At 60.3% G+C, this 16294-nt stretch carries 16 protein-coding genes; 6 read left to right on the forward strand and 10 right to left on the reverse strand.

Annotated features, from left to right (window positions below; all coding sequences use genetic code 11):
• Nucleotides 1-12 precede the first annotated feature (12 nt).
• The 3 genes from ABGT73_RS03070 (at nucleotide 13) to dnaJ (ending at nucleotide 3815) form a co-directional block, all read left to right on the forward strand.
• On the forward strand, nucleotides 13-615 hold the full coding sequence (locus ABGT73_RS03070) for a nucleotide exchange factor GrpE (RefSeq protein ID WP_346668371.1): 603 nt from the start codon (nucleotides 13-15) through the stop codon (nucleotides 613-615).
• Between the two features lie 78 nt (nucleotides 616-693).
• Nucleotides 694-2538 carry a molecular chaperone DnaK gene (dnaK, locus tag ABGT73_RS03075; RefSeq protein WP_346668372.1) on the forward strand — a complete coding sequence of 615 codons (1845 nt, stop codon included), beginning with the start codon at nucleotides 694-696 and terminating at the stop codon, nucleotides 2536-2538.
• A 98-nt stretch (nucleotides 2539-2636) separates the two neighbouring features.
• Entirely contained in the window at nucleotides 2637-3815 is a 1179-nt protein-coding gene (dnaJ, locus tag ABGT73_RS03080; RefSeq protein ID WP_346668373.1) for a molecular chaperone DnaJ, read from the forward strand.
• A gap of 125 nt (nucleotides 3816-3940) precedes the next feature.
• Here the strand turns inward: dnaJ and rpsR are convergent, their stop codons facing one another.
• Genes rpsR through rpsF form a run of 3 tightly spaced genes read right to left on the reverse strand, consistent with a single transcriptional unit; the run spans nucleotide 3941 to nucleotide 5000 of the window.
• The gene (gene rpsR / locus ABGT73_RS03085; RefSeq protein WP_346668374.1) at nucleotides 3941-4183 is read right to left on the reverse strand and encodes a 30S ribosomal protein S18; all 243 of its coding nucleotides are present in this window, start codon (nucleotides 4181-4183) and stop codon (nucleotides 3941-3943) included.
• Nucleotides 4184-4220: 37 nt separating this feature from the next.
• Nucleotides 4221-4703 (reverse strand): single-stranded DNA-binding protein, encoded by a 483-nt coding sequence (locus ABGT73_RS03090; RefSeq protein ID WP_346668375.1) that lies wholly within the window; start codon nucleotides 4701-4703, stop codon nucleotides 4221-4223.
• 12 nt (nucleotides 4704-4715) lie between these two features.
• Nucleotides 4716-5000 (reverse strand): 30S ribosomal protein S6, encoded by a 285-nt coding sequence (gene rpsF / locus ABGT73_RS03095; RefSeq protein WP_346668376.1) that lies wholly within the window; start codon nucleotides 4998-5000, stop codon nucleotides 4716-4718.
• A 262-nt stretch (nucleotides 5001-5262) separates the two neighbouring features.
• Here rpsF and ABGT73_RS03100 point away from each other — a divergent pair, with 262 nt between their 5' ends.
• A complete protein-coding gene (locus ABGT73_RS03100) occupies nucleotides 5263-6216 on the forward strand; it encodes an AEC family transporter (protein ID WP_346668377.1) in 954 nt (317 codons plus the stop codon).
• Between the two features lie 44 nt (nucleotides 6217-6260).
• Here the strand turns inward: ABGT73_RS03100 and ABGT73_RS03105 are convergent, their stop codons facing one another.
• The 4 genes from ABGT73_RS03105 to ABGT73_RS03120 all read right to left on the reverse strand — a co-directional run bounded on the left by ABGT73_RS03105 (nucleotide 6261) and on the right by ABGT73_RS03120 (nucleotide 8741).
• The gene (locus tag ABGT73_RS03105; protein WP_346668378.1) at nucleotides 6261-6941 is read right to left on the reverse strand and encodes an ABC-2 transporter permease; all 681 of its coding nucleotides are present in this window, start codon (nucleotides 6939-6941) and stop codon (nucleotides 6261-6263) included.
• Nucleotides 6938-7798, reverse strand: coding sequence for an ABC transporter ATP-binding protein (locus ABGT73_RS03110; RefSeq protein ID WP_346668379.1), 861 nt, complete (start codon nucleotides 7796-7798; stop codon nucleotides 6938-6940). The genes ABGT73_RS03105 and ABGT73_RS03110 overlap by 4 nt, the downstream gene beginning before the upstream one ends.
• A 2-nt stretch (nucleotides 7799-7800) precedes the next feature.
• Nucleotides 7801-8172, reverse strand: a complete 372-nt coding sequence (locus ABGT73_RS03115) for a GntR family transcriptional regulator (RefSeq protein ID WP_346668380.1) — start codon at nucleotides 8170-8172, stop codon at nucleotides 7801-7803.
• Between the two features lie 116 nt (nucleotides 8173-8288).
• Nucleotides 8289-8741, reverse strand: a complete 453-nt coding sequence (locus ABGT73_RS03120) for an Lrp/AsnC family transcriptional regulator (protein WP_346668381.1) — start codon at nucleotides 8739-8741, stop codon at nucleotides 8289-8291.
• A 275-nt stretch (nucleotides 8742-9016) separates the two neighbouring features.
• Here ABGT73_RS03120 and ABGT73_RS03125 point away from each other — a divergent pair, with 275 nt between their 5' ends.
• Nucleotides 9017-10468 carry a sugar transferase gene (locus tag ABGT73_RS03125; RefSeq protein WP_346668382.1) on the forward strand — a complete coding sequence of 484 codons (1452 nt, stop codon included), beginning with the start codon at nucleotides 9017-9019 and terminating at the stop codon, nucleotides 10466-10468.
• Nucleotides 10469-10507: 39 nt separating this feature from the next.
• Here ABGT73_RS03125 and ABGT73_RS03130 read toward each other — a convergent pair whose 3' ends face one another.
• The 3 genes from ABGT73_RS03130 to ABGT73_RS03140 form a co-directional block, all read right to left on the reverse strand.
• A complete protein-coding gene (locus tag ABGT73_RS03130) occupies nucleotides 10508-11953 on the reverse strand; it encodes a peptidoglycan DD-metalloendopeptidase family protein (protein ID WP_346668383.1) in 1446 nt (481 codons plus the stop codon).
• Between the two features lie 26 nt (nucleotides 11954-11979).
• Nucleotides 11980-13203, reverse strand: a complete 1224-nt coding sequence (locus ABGT73_RS03135; RefSeq protein WP_346668384.1) for a peptidoglycan DD-metalloendopeptidase family protein — start codon at nucleotides 13201-13203, stop codon at nucleotides 11980-11982.
• Between the two features lie 186 nt (nucleotides 13204-13389).
• The gene (locus ABGT73_RS03140; RefSeq protein ID WP_346668385.1) at nucleotides 13390-14607 is read right to left on the reverse strand and encodes an iron-containing alcohol dehydrogenase; all 1218 of its coding nucleotides are present in this window, start codon (nucleotides 14605-14607) and stop codon (nucleotides 13390-13392) included.
• A gap of 191 nt (nucleotides 14608-14798) precedes the next feature.
• Here ABGT73_RS03140 and ABGT73_RS03145 point away from each other — a divergent pair, with 191 nt between their 5' ends.
• Nucleotides 14799-16286, forward strand: coding sequence for a penicillin-binding protein 2 (locus ABGT73_RS03145; RefSeq protein ID WP_346668386.1), 1488 nt, complete (start codon nucleotides 14799-14801; stop codon nucleotides 16284-16286).
• Nucleotides 16287-16294 lie beyond the last annotated feature (8 nt).

The following is a 16294-nucleotide window of genomic DNA, read 5'->3' on the forward strand; positions in this document are numbered from 1 at the left end:
GGAGGACCCGCAATGAGCCACGAGACAGAAAACGAAAAGAACACGGCGACACAGCCTGAGCAGGCTGCCGAGGCCCCCGAGACCGAAGCCAAGGAGAAGACCGCCGAGGCGGAACCCAAGGCAGAGAAGGCCGAAAAGAAAGAAAAGCATCACCACGCGGAAGCGGTGCTGCAGGCAAAACTGGAAGCCAGCGAGAAGAAGAACGCCGAGCTGAAGGATCAGCTGCTGCGCACCGCGGCCGAGTATGATAACTACCGCAAGCGCTCCCAGCGCGAGGCGGACCAGAAATTCAATGACGGCATTTCCCACGCCGTCACCCAGATCCTGGGCATTCTCGATACGCTGGATATGGCCGCCAATGCCGCCTGCAGCGACGAGAATTACAAGAAGGGCGTCATGATGACGCTGGACAAAGCCGCGAAGGCGCTGGAAAATCTCCACATCACTGAGATCGAGGCCCTTTCCAAGCCCTTTGACCCCAACTTCATGAACGCCGTGCAGCAGGTCCCGCCCGCCGAAGGGCAGGAGAGCGGCACCGTCGTGCAGGTCTTCCAGAAGGGCTATAAGATCGGCGACAAGATCATCCGCCATGCAACGGTGGTCGTCGCGGAATAAGTATGAACCGGGTTTTGCCCGTTTCAGATAAATAGACATTCACCACATTCAAAGTTATTTTGAAGGGAGTTTTATAGTATGAGTAAAATCATTGGTATTGACCTTGGCACCACCAACAGCTGTGTTGCCGTTATGGAAGGCGGCGAGCCCGTCGTTATCGCCAACGCCGAAGGCGCCCGCACCACCCCGTCTGTGGTCGGTTTCACCAAGACCGGTGAGCGTCTGGTAGGCCAGGTCGCAAAGCGTCAGGCCATCACCAACCCCGAGAACACCATTTCCTCCATCAAGCGTAAGATGGGCACTGCCGAGAAGGTCCATGCCGGCGGCAAGGACTACACCCCCGAAGAGATCAGCGCCATGATCCTCTCCAAGCTGAAGGCGGATGCCGAGGCTTACCTGGGCGAGCCCGTCACCGAGGCCGTCATCACCGTGCCTGCCTACTTCAACGACAGCCAGCGTCAGGCCACCAAGAACGCCGGCACCATCGCGGGCCTGAACGTCAAGCGTATCATCAACGAGCCCACGGCCGCTTCTCTGGCCTACGGCATCGATAAGGAAGCCGATCAGAAGATCATGGTCTACGACCTGGGCGGCGGCACCTTCGATGTCTCCATCATCGAGATGGGCGACGGCGTTACCGAAGTTCTGGCCACCAACGGTGATACCCACCTGGGCGGCGATGACTTCGACCAGCGCATCATCGACTGGATGGCCGAGGACTTCAAGCGGGAGAACAACATCGACCTGCGTCAGGACAAGATGGCTGCCCAGCGTCTGAAGGAAGCGGCCGAGAAGGCGAAGATCGAGCTGTCCAGCGCCACCTCCACCAACATCAACCTGCCCTTCATCACCGCCGACGCCAACGGCCCCAAGCATCTGGATATGACCCTGACCCGCGCGAAGTTCAATGAACTGACCGCTGATCTGGTGGACCGCACCATGACCCCCGTCCGCAAGGCGCTGGCCGATGCCGGTCTGAAGGCTTCTGACCTGGCCAAGGTGCTGATGGTCGGTGGTTCCACCCGTATCCCGGCTGTCTATGACGCCGTGAAGAAGGAACTGAACTGCGAGCCCTTCAAGGGCATCAACCCCGATGAGTGCGTGGCTGTGGGTGCTGCCATCCAGGGCGGCGTCCTGCAGGGCGATGTCAAGGGCCTGCTGCTGCTGGATGTTACCCCGCTGAGCCTGGGCATCGAGACCCTGGGCGGCGTCTGCACCAAGATCATCGACCGCAACACCACCATCCCCACCAAGAAGAGCCAGATCTTCTCCACCGCTGCGGATAACCAGCCCAGCGTTGAGGTCAACGTCCTGCAGGGCGAGCGTGAGTTCGCCAAGGACAACAAGAGCCTGGGTACCTTCCATCTGGATGGCATCGCTCCGGCGCCCCGTGGTGTGCCGCAGATCGAAGTCACCTTCGATATCGATGCCAACGGCATCGTCCATGTCAGCGCCAAGGATCTGGGCACCGGCAAGGAGCAGAGCATCACGATCACCGCTTCCACCAACATGAGCAAGGACGACATTGACAAGGCTGTCAAGGACGCCGAGCAGTATGCTGCCGAGGACAAGAAGCGCCGTGAAGAAGTGGATACCCGCAACAACGCCGACCAGATGGTCTTCCAGACCGAGAAGGCGCTGAACGAGTTTGGCGACAAGGTCTCCGCCGAGGAGAAGAGCGAAGTGGAAACCAAGCTCTCTGCCCTGAAGGAAGCCCTGAAGACCGGTAGCATCGACGACATCAAGGCAAAGCAGGATGACCTGCAGAAGGCTTTCTACGCCATCAGCGAGAAGGTCTACAAGCAGGCCGCCCAGAACAACCAGGGCGCGCAGCAGCAGCCCGGCGCCGGTGACACCGGTGCCCAGGGCGGCAGCCAGCCCAAGGATGACGGCGCGGTGGACGCCGACTTCCACGAAGTCTGATACAATCTGAACCCTGAAACAAAGGCCGCCGCCCGGCAAGGCGGCGGCCCTTGCGGGGTTATCTGAAAGAAAAAGCCCAAATAGAGGGGATTGATTCTATGGCAGAAAAACGTGATTATTATGAGGTGCTGGGTCTGGGCAAGAACGCCACCGATGCCGAGATCAAGAGCGCCTACCGCAAGCTGGCCAAAAAGTACCACCCCGACCTGAACCCCGGCGACAAGACCGCCGAGGAAAAGTTCAAGGAGGTCAATGAGGCTCACGATGTCCTTTCCGACCCGGAGAAGCGCAAGCGCTACGACCAGTTCGGCTTTGCCGGGGTTGACCCCAACTATGGGGCCGGACAGAGCGGCGGTGCTTCCGGATTCGGTGGCTTCGGCGGCGCCGGCGGCGTGGACCTGGGCGACATCTTCGGCGATATCTTCGGCGGCGGTTTCGGTGGATTCGGCGGCTTCGGCGGTTCCGCCCGCGCCAACCCCAACGCGCCCCGCAAGGGACATGACATCCAGGCCAGCGTGATCCTGACCTTCGAGGAGGCGGCCCACGGCTGCTCCAAGAAGATCACGCTGAACCGGCAGCAGACCTGCCCGGATTGCCACGGCACCGGCTGCGAGGCCGGTTCCAGCCCCGAGACCTGCACCCAGTGCGGCGGTCGCGGCTACGTGGTGACCCAGCAGCGCACCCCCTTCGGTGTGATGCAGAGCCAGCAGCCCTGCCCCCACTGCGGCGGCCGCGGCACCATCATCAAGAACCCCTGCAAGACCTGTCACGGCACCGGCAAGACCGCTGCCCGCAAGACGCTGGAGGTCAAGATCCCGGCCGGCATCGACGACGACCAGAACATGGCACTGCGCGGCCAGGGCGATGCCGGCAGCAACGGCGGCCCCGCCGGCGATGTGATCGTTCATGTGACGGTCAAGCGCGACGCGGTCTTCGAGCGTGACGGCTACGATGTCTATGTGCGCGTGCCCATCACCTACTCCCAGGCTGTGCTGGGTGCCGAGATCGAGGTGCCCACCGTGGACGGCAAGGTGGCCCAGAAGATTCCCGAGGGGACCCAGAGCGGCACCAAGTTCCGTCTGCGTGGACAGGGCATCCAGTACCTCAACGGCCGCGGCCGCGGTGACCAGTATGTCATCGTGGAGGTGGAGATTCCCAAGAAGCTCAACCGCACCCAGCGTGAGGCACTGAAGGCCTTTGAGGACAGTCTCCGGGATGAGAACTACGAGAAGCGCAAGGGATTCTTCAAGAATCTGCGGGATCGCTTCAGCTCCTGATCCTTACACAACAAAGCGGGCAGCCACCGGAAGGGGACTGCCCGCTTTTGGTATATACAAACAAAAGAAAAAGAGCAGCTCGCAAGAGCTGCTCTTTTTTGCATGGTTGGCGATGCCGGAGCAAATCAGTCGCTCACGTAGGGCATCAGAGCCATATAACGGGCACGCTTGATGGCGACCGTCAGCTCACGCTGATGGAACGCGCAGGTACCGGTCACACGGCGGGGAATGATCTTGGCGCGCTCGCTCACGTACTTGCGCAGGCGGGGCAGATCCTTGTAATCAATGTGCTCAATGCGATCAACGCAGAAGCTGCAAACCTTCTTGCGGCCGCGATGCATCGGGCGGGAAGAACGATCCATAGCCATTGTGGTAACCTCCTTGTTGGATTTTACAATCGATTTGTCAGAACGGCAGATCGCCTTCGTCCTCAATCAGTGCAAAGTCATCGTTGCTGCCGGCGGAATAGCTCGGCGCCGGTGCCTGCTGCACAGCGGGGCGGGCGGCGGGGTCTGCCATGGGAGCGCCGTAATTGGCGCCGCCCATGCTGGGTGCGGCGTTGGCGGATTTGGGTCCGGCAAAGTTGACGTTGTTGGCCACAATCTCGATGGCGGTGCGGTTGTTTCCGTTCTTGTCCTGGTAGGACCGGCTCTGCAGACGGCCGTCCACGGCGATCAGCGAACCTTTCTGGAAATACTTGCACACAAATTCCGCCGTGCGGTCCCACGCCGTAACGGGGATCCAGTCGGCCTGGCTCTGGCCGTTGGCGTCACGCTTGCCGTTGCGGTCACACGCAATGGTAAAGGACGCTACGCTTTTGCCGGTCGTGGTCTGGCGAAGTTCGGGGTCGCGCGCAAGGCGGCCCATAATAGCAACAACATTCAGCATTTTCGGTACTCCTTACTCCTCCTCAGCAATGATAATGCTGCGAAGAACGCCTTCAGTGATCTTGTAGATACGATCCAGCTCAGCCGGGAAATTGGGCTCGCTGGTGAACTTGATCACCGTGTACACACCCTCGGTCTCATCGTTGATGGGGTAAGCAAGACGCTTCTTGCCCCAATCATCAACAGAATCGATCGTACCGTTCGCCGCGATCAGGTTCTTGAACTTGTTGATCAGAGCGGCGGAAGCCTCCTCGTCGAGGTTGGCGGTGGTAACCATCATGGTTTCGTACTTAGCCATATTCTGTGCACCTCCTTTTGGACGTATGGCCCTTTGCCCGTGCAAAGGGCAAGGATACCTGTGCCGTTTGGCACAGCAATTTATTATAGCAAGCCACCCGACGTTTGTCAAGGGTCCTGCGCCGGATTTTGCGCGGTGTATCCGGAAAAACAGACAAAAATCAGGCTCTTTTCCTCCGATTGGTTGCAAACCCGGTGCATTCATGATACCATAAAACGACAGGACCGCACAAGGTCCGTTTTTTGCGTGTGAGGGATTAAGAATGAATGGTTTGGAAAATCTGATTTTCAGCCTGGATGCCACCCTGCCCATCTTTCTGGTGATGGTGGTCGGCGGCATTCTGGGAAAGCTGGGCTTTCTGCCCAAGGAATTCTGCAAGGCATCGGACAAGCTGACCTTCAAGATCACCCTGCCCATCATGCTGTTTCTGGATATGGCCGATGTGGACATGCGCCATGACTTCCAGCCCAGGTTCGTGCTGTTCTGCTTTGGCGTCACCCTGGTGAGCATCCTGGTGATCTGGGCGCTGGCCAGGGTCCTGATGCGGGATAAATCCATCGTGGGTGAGTTTGTGCAGGCCTCCTACCGCAGCAGCGCGGCCGTGCTGGGGGTGGCCTTCATCCAGAACATCTACGGCGAAGCGGGCATGGCGCCGCTGATGATCTTGGGCAGCGTGCCGCTGTTCAACATCTTTGCGGTGCTGATTCTCATGATGGAATCCCCGCAGAAACAGCATACCGCACCCAGCGCCGGACAGCTGCTGTACGGTGTCATTACCAACCCCATTCTGCTGGGTATCATCGCCGGCACAGTGTTCAGCCTGCTGCCGGTGGAATTGCCCACGATAGCCGAAAAGACGCTGAACAGCCTGGCTTCGCTGACCACACCGCTGGCACTGCTCTCCATCGGTGCCAGCTTTGAGGGCACCAAGGCTCTGAAAAAGGCGGGCCCCACCCTGGTGGCGGCGCTGATCAAGACGGTGGGCCTCTCGGCCATCTTCATTCCCTGCGCTGTGGCCCTGGGCTTCCGGGAGAAGGAACTGGTGGCACTGCTCATCATGCTGGGCAGCCCCACCACCCCCAGCTCCTACGTCATGGTCAAGAACATGGGGCACGAGGGTGTGCTGACAGCCAGCGCCATTGCGGCCACCACGCTGCTCTCTGCCCTGACGCTCACCGGCTGGATTTTCGTTCTCCACGGCGGAGGGTGGCTGTAATATTGAATAAGGAAAAGCGCGGAGCCCGGGGCTCCGCGCTTTTTTCAGTAGTTCTTTCGCCGGTAGATCTGGATGCTGACCACCCAGCTGACGGCAAAGCAGACCAGTGCTGCGCCCAGCAGGACACCGAGCAGCAGAGCGACCCACTGTTCGGTGGACAGGGAGGAGGCATCCATCTGCTGTGCCAGTGTGCGCACGGCCCGGACGGCAGGGTTGGACAGATCGTCCTTGAAGACCATCAGGAAGGCGGCCGGGAGAAAGATCACCACGAAGATGGTGACGGATACCCAGCTGCGGGCTTTGGCGGCCCCGAACCGGTAGGAGAGCGGCATCACGAAGGAGAGGTAGAGCAGGGTGACCGCCGCGGCGGAGAACATGCCGGTGGTGATTTCCAGCAGGGCGGGCTTCGGGTCGGGGATGAGCAGCGTCATCAGGAAGCCCAGCGGAATGCTGACCGCTGTCAGCAGCAGGGTCAGGCAGTATTTGGCGGACACCAGCTGGCCGGGAGTGACGGGCAGAGTGCAGGCGTAAGCGTCCCAGTGGCTGTTTTCGTCCATGCTGATGGTGGAGGAGGCGTACATCCCCAGCACAAAGACCAGGGCGTAGCTGAGAAAACTGATGCGGCAAAGCACCGTGAAGACCCCGTAGAACAGCAGCAGAAAAAGAAAGTTCGTCTTGTAGCCGCCGAAGATCATCGTCCAGTCTTTGTAGAGCAAGCCTTTCATTGTGCATCCCTCCCGCTGTAAAAGCGCATGATGTCGTCGATGCCGGCCGGGTCGATCACCGCTTCGGGCAGCAGCCGCTGTACCGTTAGCCGGTCCCGGATCAGGCTCTCGCAGCCGAAGGCATTCTGCCGGGTAAAGATCACGCAGCCCGACGGCAGTTTTTCCAGCGCGGCGCGACCGCAGCGCAGCAGACCATATTCCTGCAACAGGGCATCCTTGTCTTCCTGGAACAGCAGCTGTCCGTGATGCAGATAGGCGATGGAGTCGGCAATCTGCTCCAGGTCGCTGGTGATGTGGCTGCTCATGAGGATGCTGTGCCCCTCGTCCTGGATGAATTCCAGGAACAGGTCCAGCATCTCGCTGCGTACCACCGGGTCCAGCCCGGCGGTGGCCTCGTCCAGCACCAGCAGGTCGGGATGGTGGGCCAGGGCAGTGGCCAGGCTCAGTTTCATCCGCATGCCCCGGCTGTAGGCGGAAACCTTTTTCCGGGCGTCCAGCCCGAACCGCTCCAGAAGAGAGCCGAACAGCCCTGCATCCCAGCGGTCCCCGAAAATACCGGCCATGCTGTTGCCGATGCGCCCGGCGGTGAGCCCGCCGAAAAAGTAGGCATCCTCAAAGACGACCCCCAGCCGGGCACGGACGGCTTTGTCTGCCGGGGAACCGCCCAGCAGAGTGACCTCCCCGTCGTCGGGGCGGTTCACACCGCAGGCGATCTTCAGGGTGGTGGTTTTGCCGGCACCGTTTTCTCCCACCAGTCCCACGATGGTACCGGTGGGCACCGTCAGGTCCAGGGGGCCCAGCGTAAAATCTTTGTATTGCTTCTGCACCCGGTGCAGAACGGCGGCTTCGTTTGGCATAGTCAGCCCTCCCATAAAAGGCGCAACATCTCGCATACTTCCTCGTAGCCGATCCCGCCCAGACGCGCGGCATCCACCGCTCCCTGCAGGCTGTTCTCGACTTTCTTCAGATGTTCTTCCCGGACCAGCGCGGGATTCTGGGCGGCCACAAAACTGCCCCGTCCCGGCTGGGTGATGATGAACCCGGCGGATTCCAGGTCCTCGTAGGCACGCTTGGTGGTGATGACGCTGATACGCAGCTCCTTGGCCAGAAGCCGGATGCTGGGCAAAGCGTCCCCCGCGTGCAGCTGACCGGACAGGATCTGTTCCTTGATCTGCCGCGTGATCTGCGCGTAGATCGGTTCCTGGCCGGCATTGGAGAGATAGATTTCCATGAAGCGCTCCTTCGTGTCGAACTGTACATATTCGATATTTACAGTATATACACAATATACACAGTTGTCAAGTGGCAGACAAAAAAATTCCCGCCCCGGAAAGGGCGGGAAGGGATTCAGGTTTCTTCTTCCGGATCGGAGACCGGTACCCCGCGGTGTTCCACCGGAGTGGAGAAGACGATCTGCGTATGGGTGCGGCCGAACTGCTGCAGATGGTTGATGAACTGATCCAGTTCCTGGGTGGTGCCGAACAGCACTTCGATGAGCATGCTGTAGTCGCCGGTGACGCAGTTGCATTCCACCACCTGGGGGCATTGCTGGATGTAGGGGTAAAACTCCGGCTTGCGCTGGGGGTCCATATCCAGATTGATGAACGCCTTGACCATGTAGCCCAGTTTAGGGGCGTCGATCTGGGCCTGGTAGCCCGACAGGATGCCGGCGCTTTCCAGCCGGGCGATGCGGGCCGACACCGCAGGACTGGACAAAAAGACATGGTCGGCGATTTCCTTCAGGGGAGCGCGGGCGTTTTTCTGCAGTATGTCAATGATTTTGCGGTCTATATGATCCATGGGGCTACTCCTTGCCGCATCCGGCAGTTTCAGTTGAACTTTTGACACTTTATTATTGAAAGCATTGTAGCACAACAGGCCCCCCAAGTAAAGGAAAAAACAAAAGAAAAATAAATTTGTAGGGTGCCGGGTGGGGAAAAGCTGAAAAAATGACATAGAACTGACAATATGCCGTCAAGAATTGAAAAAAAGGCCCGGGCATGTTACAATATAGGTTACTATACTAGGATATTGTGCTCCCTGCGATGGGGCGGGGAGAGAAATAGGAAATACGAATGATCAACAAACGGGAAAAACTGCAATACGCCTATGTGTTCGCCCTGGACCTGCTGATGCTGTTTGTCAGTGTGCTGCTGGCCTGGCTGATCACCGACGGATTGCTGGGACGCATCGTCCCCTACAGTGTCAGCGACTGGGTCCAGACGATCTGTCTGGTGGTCGTTGCCTTTTTTATGACCTTTTTCTTCTTCAACCAGCGGGAAAACATCGTCACCCGCGGCCTGGGGCGGGAGTTTGTGCTGTCCATCCGTTTCAATGTGCTGATGGCGGCGGTGTATTCCACCCTGATGCTGCTGGCCAAGGCGGAAATGCTGGATTCCCGGTATTTTGCCGTGGCGGTGCCGCTGGTCAACGTGCTGATGATGCCGCTGGCCCACACGGTGCTTAAGCGCCACCTGATGCACTCCCAGAACCGCAGCGGTATGGAAAGCCTGGTGGGCATCCTGTCCACGGTGGATCACGCAGGGGCGGTCATCCGGGAACTGAAGGATGACTGGTCCAAGCGGGTGTGCGGTGTGGTGCTGCTGGATGCCCCCGACGAGCAGGTGGGCCGGGAGTTCGAGGGCGTGGCGGTGCGCGCCAACTTTGACGGGTTCATGGACTGGATCCGGCGCGCCGCTCTGGATGAAATCTATGTGGACATCCCCATGGACAGCGGCGAATCCTTCCTTCCTTATCTGGAGGAGATGGAGAGCATGGGGCTGACCGTGCATTTCCGGCTCAAGATGCTGGACCGCATCGAGGAAGTCTGCTGTGACGAGACCAGCGCCGCCCGGCTGAGCCGCGACCTGGGCCGGTGCGCCGGCGGCAACATTGTCACCATGGGTACCATAGAGATGGAACTGCGGGATATGATGCTCAAGCGGATGATGGACGTGGTGGGGGCCCTGGTGGGGTGCCTCATCAGTATTCCCATCATCGCCCTTGTGGCGATTCCCCTCAAGCTGGAAAGTCCCGGCCCGCTGATCTTCAAACAGAAGCGGGTGGGGCTCAACGGACGGTATTTCTACATCCATAAGCTGCGCAGCATGTATGTGGATGCCGAGAAGCGCAAGAAGGACCTGATGGCCCATAATGAGATGGAGGGTCTGATGTTCAAGATGGAGGATGATCCCCGCATCACCCGGGTGGGGCGGTTCATCCGGCGCACCAGCATCGACGAACTGCCCCAGTTCTTTGATGTGCTGCTGGGCAACATGTCGCTGGTGGGAACCCGCCCGCCCACGCTGGACGAGTACCGGCAGTACGAGAGCCACCACAAGCGCCGCCTGAGCATGAAGCCCGGCATCACGGGTCTGTGGCAGATCAGCGGCCGCAGCGATATCGATAACTTCGAGGAAGTGGTCCGGCTGGATGTCCGCTACATCGACAACTGGTCGCTGTGGAACGATGTGAAGATCCTGCTCAAAACGGTGGTCGTGGTCTTTGCAGGCCGCGGCGCCCGATAACAGAAAAGCCCTCTGCCGTATGGCAGAGGGCTTTCGTTTTCAGAAGTCCGGATTTCTGGTAGGCATATTGGGGAAAACCTCGTAAGGGTTGAACAGTACGTCGTTGTAACTCATCTCAAGATGGCAATGGTTACCGTAAGAGTTGCCGGTATTACCTACATAGCCAATGACCTGCCCTTGGGTGACGGTATCGCCCAACTGTACGGCAAAGCTGGACATATGGGCGTACAGCGTTTTGTAGCCGTTGCCGTGGTCTATCTTTACATAGTTGCCCCAGCTGGGGTGCATATTCACGACCTCCACCACGGTACCGCTGTCGCAGGCGTAGATCGGTGTGCCGTAGGGGGCCGCAATGTCCACGGCACGGTGGAAACCGGGCGAGGTGGGGTCCAGGTTGGCCCAGCGGGAGATGGACCGGTATCCCGGCACCGGCCAGATAAAGGTGCCGGTGCCCAGCTTGCCGATCATGCCGTTTTTCAGCCGGGTGCCCTGGCGGATGATCTCGGGGGTGGGGGATTGCAGCACCTGCACATCCACCACCTGGTCGTCAATGAGCGCCCCGTTGAGGTAGGTCAGCTCCCGGGTGACAGCCTCGCTGCCGGCAACGCCCTGCTGCACTGTCTCGCTCTTGCCGAAATCCAGCTCGCTGTCCTCCTGGGTTTCGGTGTCATAGGCAATCTCCCGGGGCTCGGTGACCCGCTCGCTGACCTTGACCTGCAGGTCCTCCCCGTCGTTGGCCTGCAGGGCGGCCAGCACATCGGCGTAGGAAATCACCGAGTCGGTCAGATAGATACCGTCCACCAGGCGCAGATCATGGGCAAAACTGACCCGGGCGTTCTGGTCGGTGGGGTCCTCCCAGGGGGCTTTGACGCTGTTCAGATACCGGCGCAGGTGATCGCCCTCGGTGGTCACGAAGCGCAGACTGCCGTCCAGGTAGACGGCGGTGGCTTCGCAGATCTCACTGCCGCTGATGCGCAGGATCTCGTTGGCCACCTCGCTCTCGGTCATGGTGGCACGCCCGAAGGTGAGCGTGTAGGTAGGGTCCACATCCCAGGTCAGGGTCCGGTTGTCGGAGGCCAGCAGCTGCCGTGCCGAGTTCACGCGGGCCAGCACGTCGGCACGGGCGTTGTCGAAGGCCTCCTCGCTGGCCACATAGCCCACGGTCTGGCCCTGGACGGTCACCCGCAGCACGAAGGAGAGGGAAAGCCCGCCCCGGACCAGAACCACCAGTCCCACGGCTGCCGCCATGGGCATAAGATAGCTGAGGAAAAACCGCCCCGGCGCGTGCAGCGCGTCCTGCAGATCCAGCAAGGCCCGGATGGGCGGACGCAGGGCCAGCAGCAGAAGATTGCCCAGCACCCGGCGCAGCCAGCGCCCCAGGATGCGAAGTCCGCGGACCAGCCGGACCAGCGTGTATTCCACCAGAAATCCGATGGCATACAGAAAGTCGCCAAAGGGATTCTGCAAGATGCGAAACAGCGGCATCCCAAATTCACCTCCCTTGCCGGGCATCATTGCGGCACGTAGGCCAGCGGATTGACCCGGCCACCGTTGACCCGCAATTCCAGATGCAGGTGATACCCGCCGTTGGCACCGAACACGTTGCCGGTGTTGCCCACATAACCGATCACATCGCCCTTGTGCACCGTCTGCCCCTGGCTGACCGCGATGCGGCTCATGTGGGCGTACAGACTGTCGTAGCGGCTGCCGTCCCCGGCGGTGCCGTGGCTGATCTGCACGCAGTTCCCGTAGCTGTTCACCGGCCCGGCGGCGCTGATGACGCCGTCGGCGATGGCATAGATGGGGGTGCCGTTGGGGGCGGCAAAGTCAGTGCCCCGGTGGGGGATCCCCCAGGGGTCCGCCTCACCGAACTGGGTGGTGATCATGCTGTAGCTGTCCAGCGGGCAGCGAAAATCCAGACTGGTCAGGATCAGGTCGTCGGTGGTGTAGCGGTCGCTCTGGGCGCGCACATAGGCATCCAGCGCCGCGGTGGCCTCCTCATAGGCCTTCCGGGCGGCCTCGGTGGCCACAGCCTGCGCCTGCTCCGCCGATTCCTGGGCACTCCAGGTCTCGTTGGCCTGCTGGAGCGCCTCCTCCAGCGCATCCTGCATGCCGTCCAGCTGGTTCTGCTGTTCGTTCAGGGCAGCCCGGGCGGCCTCTGCCTGCTGGGCGGCGGCCTCCGCCTGCCGGCGGGCCTCCTCCAGCGCCTGGGCCTGCACGCGCAGGTCTGTGAGTATCTGGCTGTTTTTCGATACAATCTGCTGCAGAACCTCGGAAAAGGTCAGCAGCTGGTACAGACTTTTGGCCTGGGCCAGCAACCCGATGGCACCGCCGCCGTCCAGCATCTGCATGGCCCGCATCTGGTCTTTGCTGCGGACGAAGCAGGCATCATATTCCGCCTGTTTTGCATCCAGTGCCTGGGCGGCCTGTTCGGACGCTGCCTGACAGGCCAGCAGTTCCCGCTCGGCGTCCTGCAGCGAGGCGTAGATCTGCTGCAGCTGGGCGGCTACGGTGGCAGCCTGCCCCTCCAGCTGCCCGATCTGGGATTCCGTTTCCTGCTGCTGGGTCTGGATTTCGTCCAGCTGCTTCTGGGCGTCCTCGTATTCCTGCTGGGCCTGGGTCTTTTGGTCGGAAAGGGCCTGCTCGCGGTCCTGGGCTGCGGCGGGCAGTGCCGCCGACAGAAAGAGGGCGAACAACAGGGCAAAGGCGGCGCAGGAAAGACGGAAACAGGGCATGGCGGCATCCTCTTGACAACATGGTTTATTACGATAGACCTGACATATACTGAAAGTCTACCACGATAGACCGATTCTGTCAAGAAACGACCCCTGGATGTCCGGGCATAAAAAAACACGCTCTCTGCCAGACAGAGAGCGTGTTTTTCCGAGCGGCGGGAGGGAGCCGCCGTCGGGAAATATGGATCAGAAGTCTACCTCGGTATCATAGTAGCAGCATTTCAGCAGCTTTTCCATCTCCTCCTGGGAGGGCTGGCGCGGGTTGGAACCGGTGCAGGCGTCGCCGATGGCGTTCTTGGCGATCTCGGGCAGACGCTGCAGGAACACTTCCTCAGGCACAAAGCCTTGCTCGCAGGGGTGGGAGTCGGCGCCGTACTGGCCGATGCAGTGCGGGATGTTCAGGTCGTCGTTCATGCCGCGCAGATACTGAATCAGCAGGGCGACCTTCTCGTCGTCGCTGCCGCCGCCCAGCTGCATCTTGTCGGCAATGACGCCGTAGCGTTTCTTGGCAGTGGGGTCCTTGGCATTGAAAGCAATGACCTTGGGCAGGTACATGGCATTGGCGGCACCGTGGATGATGTGGGCACCGTAGTCGGCAAAGGCGGCGCCGGTCTTGTGCGCCATGCTGTGGACAATGCCCAGCAGCGCGTTGGAGAAGGCCATGCCGGCCAGGCACTGGGCGTTGTGCATGGCGTCGCGCTTGTCCATGTCGCCGTTGTAGCTGCCCACCAGGTCCGCCTGGATCATCTCGATGGCATGCAGGGCCAGCGGGTCGGTAAAGTCGCAGTTTGCGGTGGAGACATAGGCCTCGATGGCGTGGGTCATGGCGTCCATACCGGTGTGGGCCACCAGCTTTTTGGGCATGGTGTGGGCCAGCTCGGGATCAACGATGGCCACGTCGGGGGTGATCTCAAAGTCCGCGATGGGATATTTGATGCCCTTGGCGTAGTCGGTGATGATGGAGAAGGCCGTCACCTCGGTGGCGGTGCCGGAGGTGGAGGAAATGGCGCAGAACCGTGCTTTGCGGCGCAGCGGCGGGATGCCGAACACCTTGCACATCTCCTCGAAGGTGATGTCAGGGTATTCGTATTTGATCCACATGGCCTTGGCCGCATCGATGGGGGAACCGCCGCCGATGGCAACAATCCAGTCAGGCTGGAATTCCTGCATGGCAGCAGCGCCCTTCATGACGGTCTCCACCGACGGGTCGGGCTCGATTCCTTCAAACAGGGCAACTTCCATGCCGGCTTCCTTCAGATAGGCTTCGGCACGATCCAGGAATCCGAAACGTTTCATGGAACCGCCGCCGACACAGATCATGGCGCGTTTGCCGGGCAGCGTTTTGAGGGCTTCCAGCGCGTTGGGACCGTGATACAGGTCGCGGGGTAAAGTAAACCTTGCCATGGGGATGACCTCCTAACGAATTGATAATAAATTATCAATGTGATTATCTACAGTATACCGTATGAAAGTGCCGGCGTCAATCGGCGATAGAGAGAATTTGCCAGGCTAATTTCGGCATTTTGACGGAAGGAAAGGCATAGGCTGAAACAGCGACGAAATCTTCCTTTTTACGCCGGGAGGAGGGACCTGGTATGCGATATCTGACCCCGCAGCAAAACCGCCTTATGCGTTGGCGGGCCCGTATTCTGGCGGGCATCCTGGCAGTGGTCTGTTTTGGCGGGTTGCTGGTACGGTTGTTTCTTCTGCAGGTGGTGGACCGGGACGGGTATGCCGCCCGTGCCGCCGACCAGCAACTGCGGGGGGCGACGCTGCCGGCGCCCCGGGGGGAAATCTATGCCTCGGACGGCACACTGCTGGCGGCCAGCGAGACCTGCTGGACCATCCGGGCTTCGCCCCGGGAACTGGACGACTCACTGGTGGAGCCGGCGGCCCGGGCGCTGAGCGGGATCCTGGAGATTGACTATGACGAGACGCTGGAAAAGCTCAGCCAGCGCAGTTCCAACGACTGTCTGCTGCGGCGCCGTGTGGACCGGGAGATGGCCGATGCCGTGCGCGACTGGCGCACCGAAAACGGGGCGGAGGGCATCCAGATCCGGCAGGATACCAGGCGGGTCTATCCCCAGGGGGATTTCATGGGCGGCATCCTGGGCTTTACCGATGTGGACAATGCCGGATTGTGGGGACTGGAACTGGAATACAACGAGGAACTCACCGGGCAGAACGGAGAAATTCTGACGGCGAAAAACGCCTGGGGCTACGACATGCCCACCCATTACCAGACGGTGGTGGACGCGGTGCCCGGCAATACCCTGACACTGACCATTGACGCCAACATCCAGCACTGGCTGGAGAGCGCCATGGATGCGGCCGTGCGGGAGCACAATGTGGCCCAGCGGGGCGTGGGCATCGTGATGGATGTGCAGACGGGGGCGATCCTGGCCATGACCAGCCAGCCGGACTACGATCCCAACACCCCGCGGCAGATCATCAACGAGGAAGTGCGTGCGGAAGTGGATGCATTGACCGGGGAAGCGCGCAGCGCGGCCCTGCAGGAAGCGCAGCAGGCCCAGTGGCGCAACAAGGCTATCAGCGACCTGTATGAGCCGGGCAGCGTCTTCAAACTCATCACCGCCGCAGCCGCTTTGGATACCGGTGTGTGCACGCCGGAGGACACCTTTGTCTGCGCCGGCAAGATCAATGTGGCGGGCACCTGGTTCCGCTGTGCCAACGGGCATATCCACGGTGTGGAGACCTTTGCCCAGGGACTGGCAGCCAGCTGCAACCCCTGTTTTATCCAGATCGGTGCCCGCCTGGGCAAGGAAAACTTCTGTGATTATTTCGAGGCCTTCGGTCTGCGGGAAGCCACCGGCATCGACCTGCCGGGAGAAATCAAGCGCAGCGAATATTATACCGCCGACCGGATGGGGCTGGTACAGAGTTTTGGACCATGCATTTTTTTCGATAATACGTTTAAAACGAAAAACAAAACCGGACTTCCAGCGGGGCTGGTGGGCTCTGCGGGTTGCGAGTTGAGGCAAATACCGCCTCAGCGTTGGCAATGTCTGGCAATTGATTCACTGGTGCCGGGAAGCGAATCTGGAAATTCTCTGAGAACCTGAACAGTTTC

The sequence above is a fragment of the uncultured Subdoligranulum sp. genome, from assembly GCF_963931595.1.
Classification (GTDB): Bacteria; Bacillota; Clostridia; order Oscillospirales; family Ruminococcaceae; genus Gemmiger.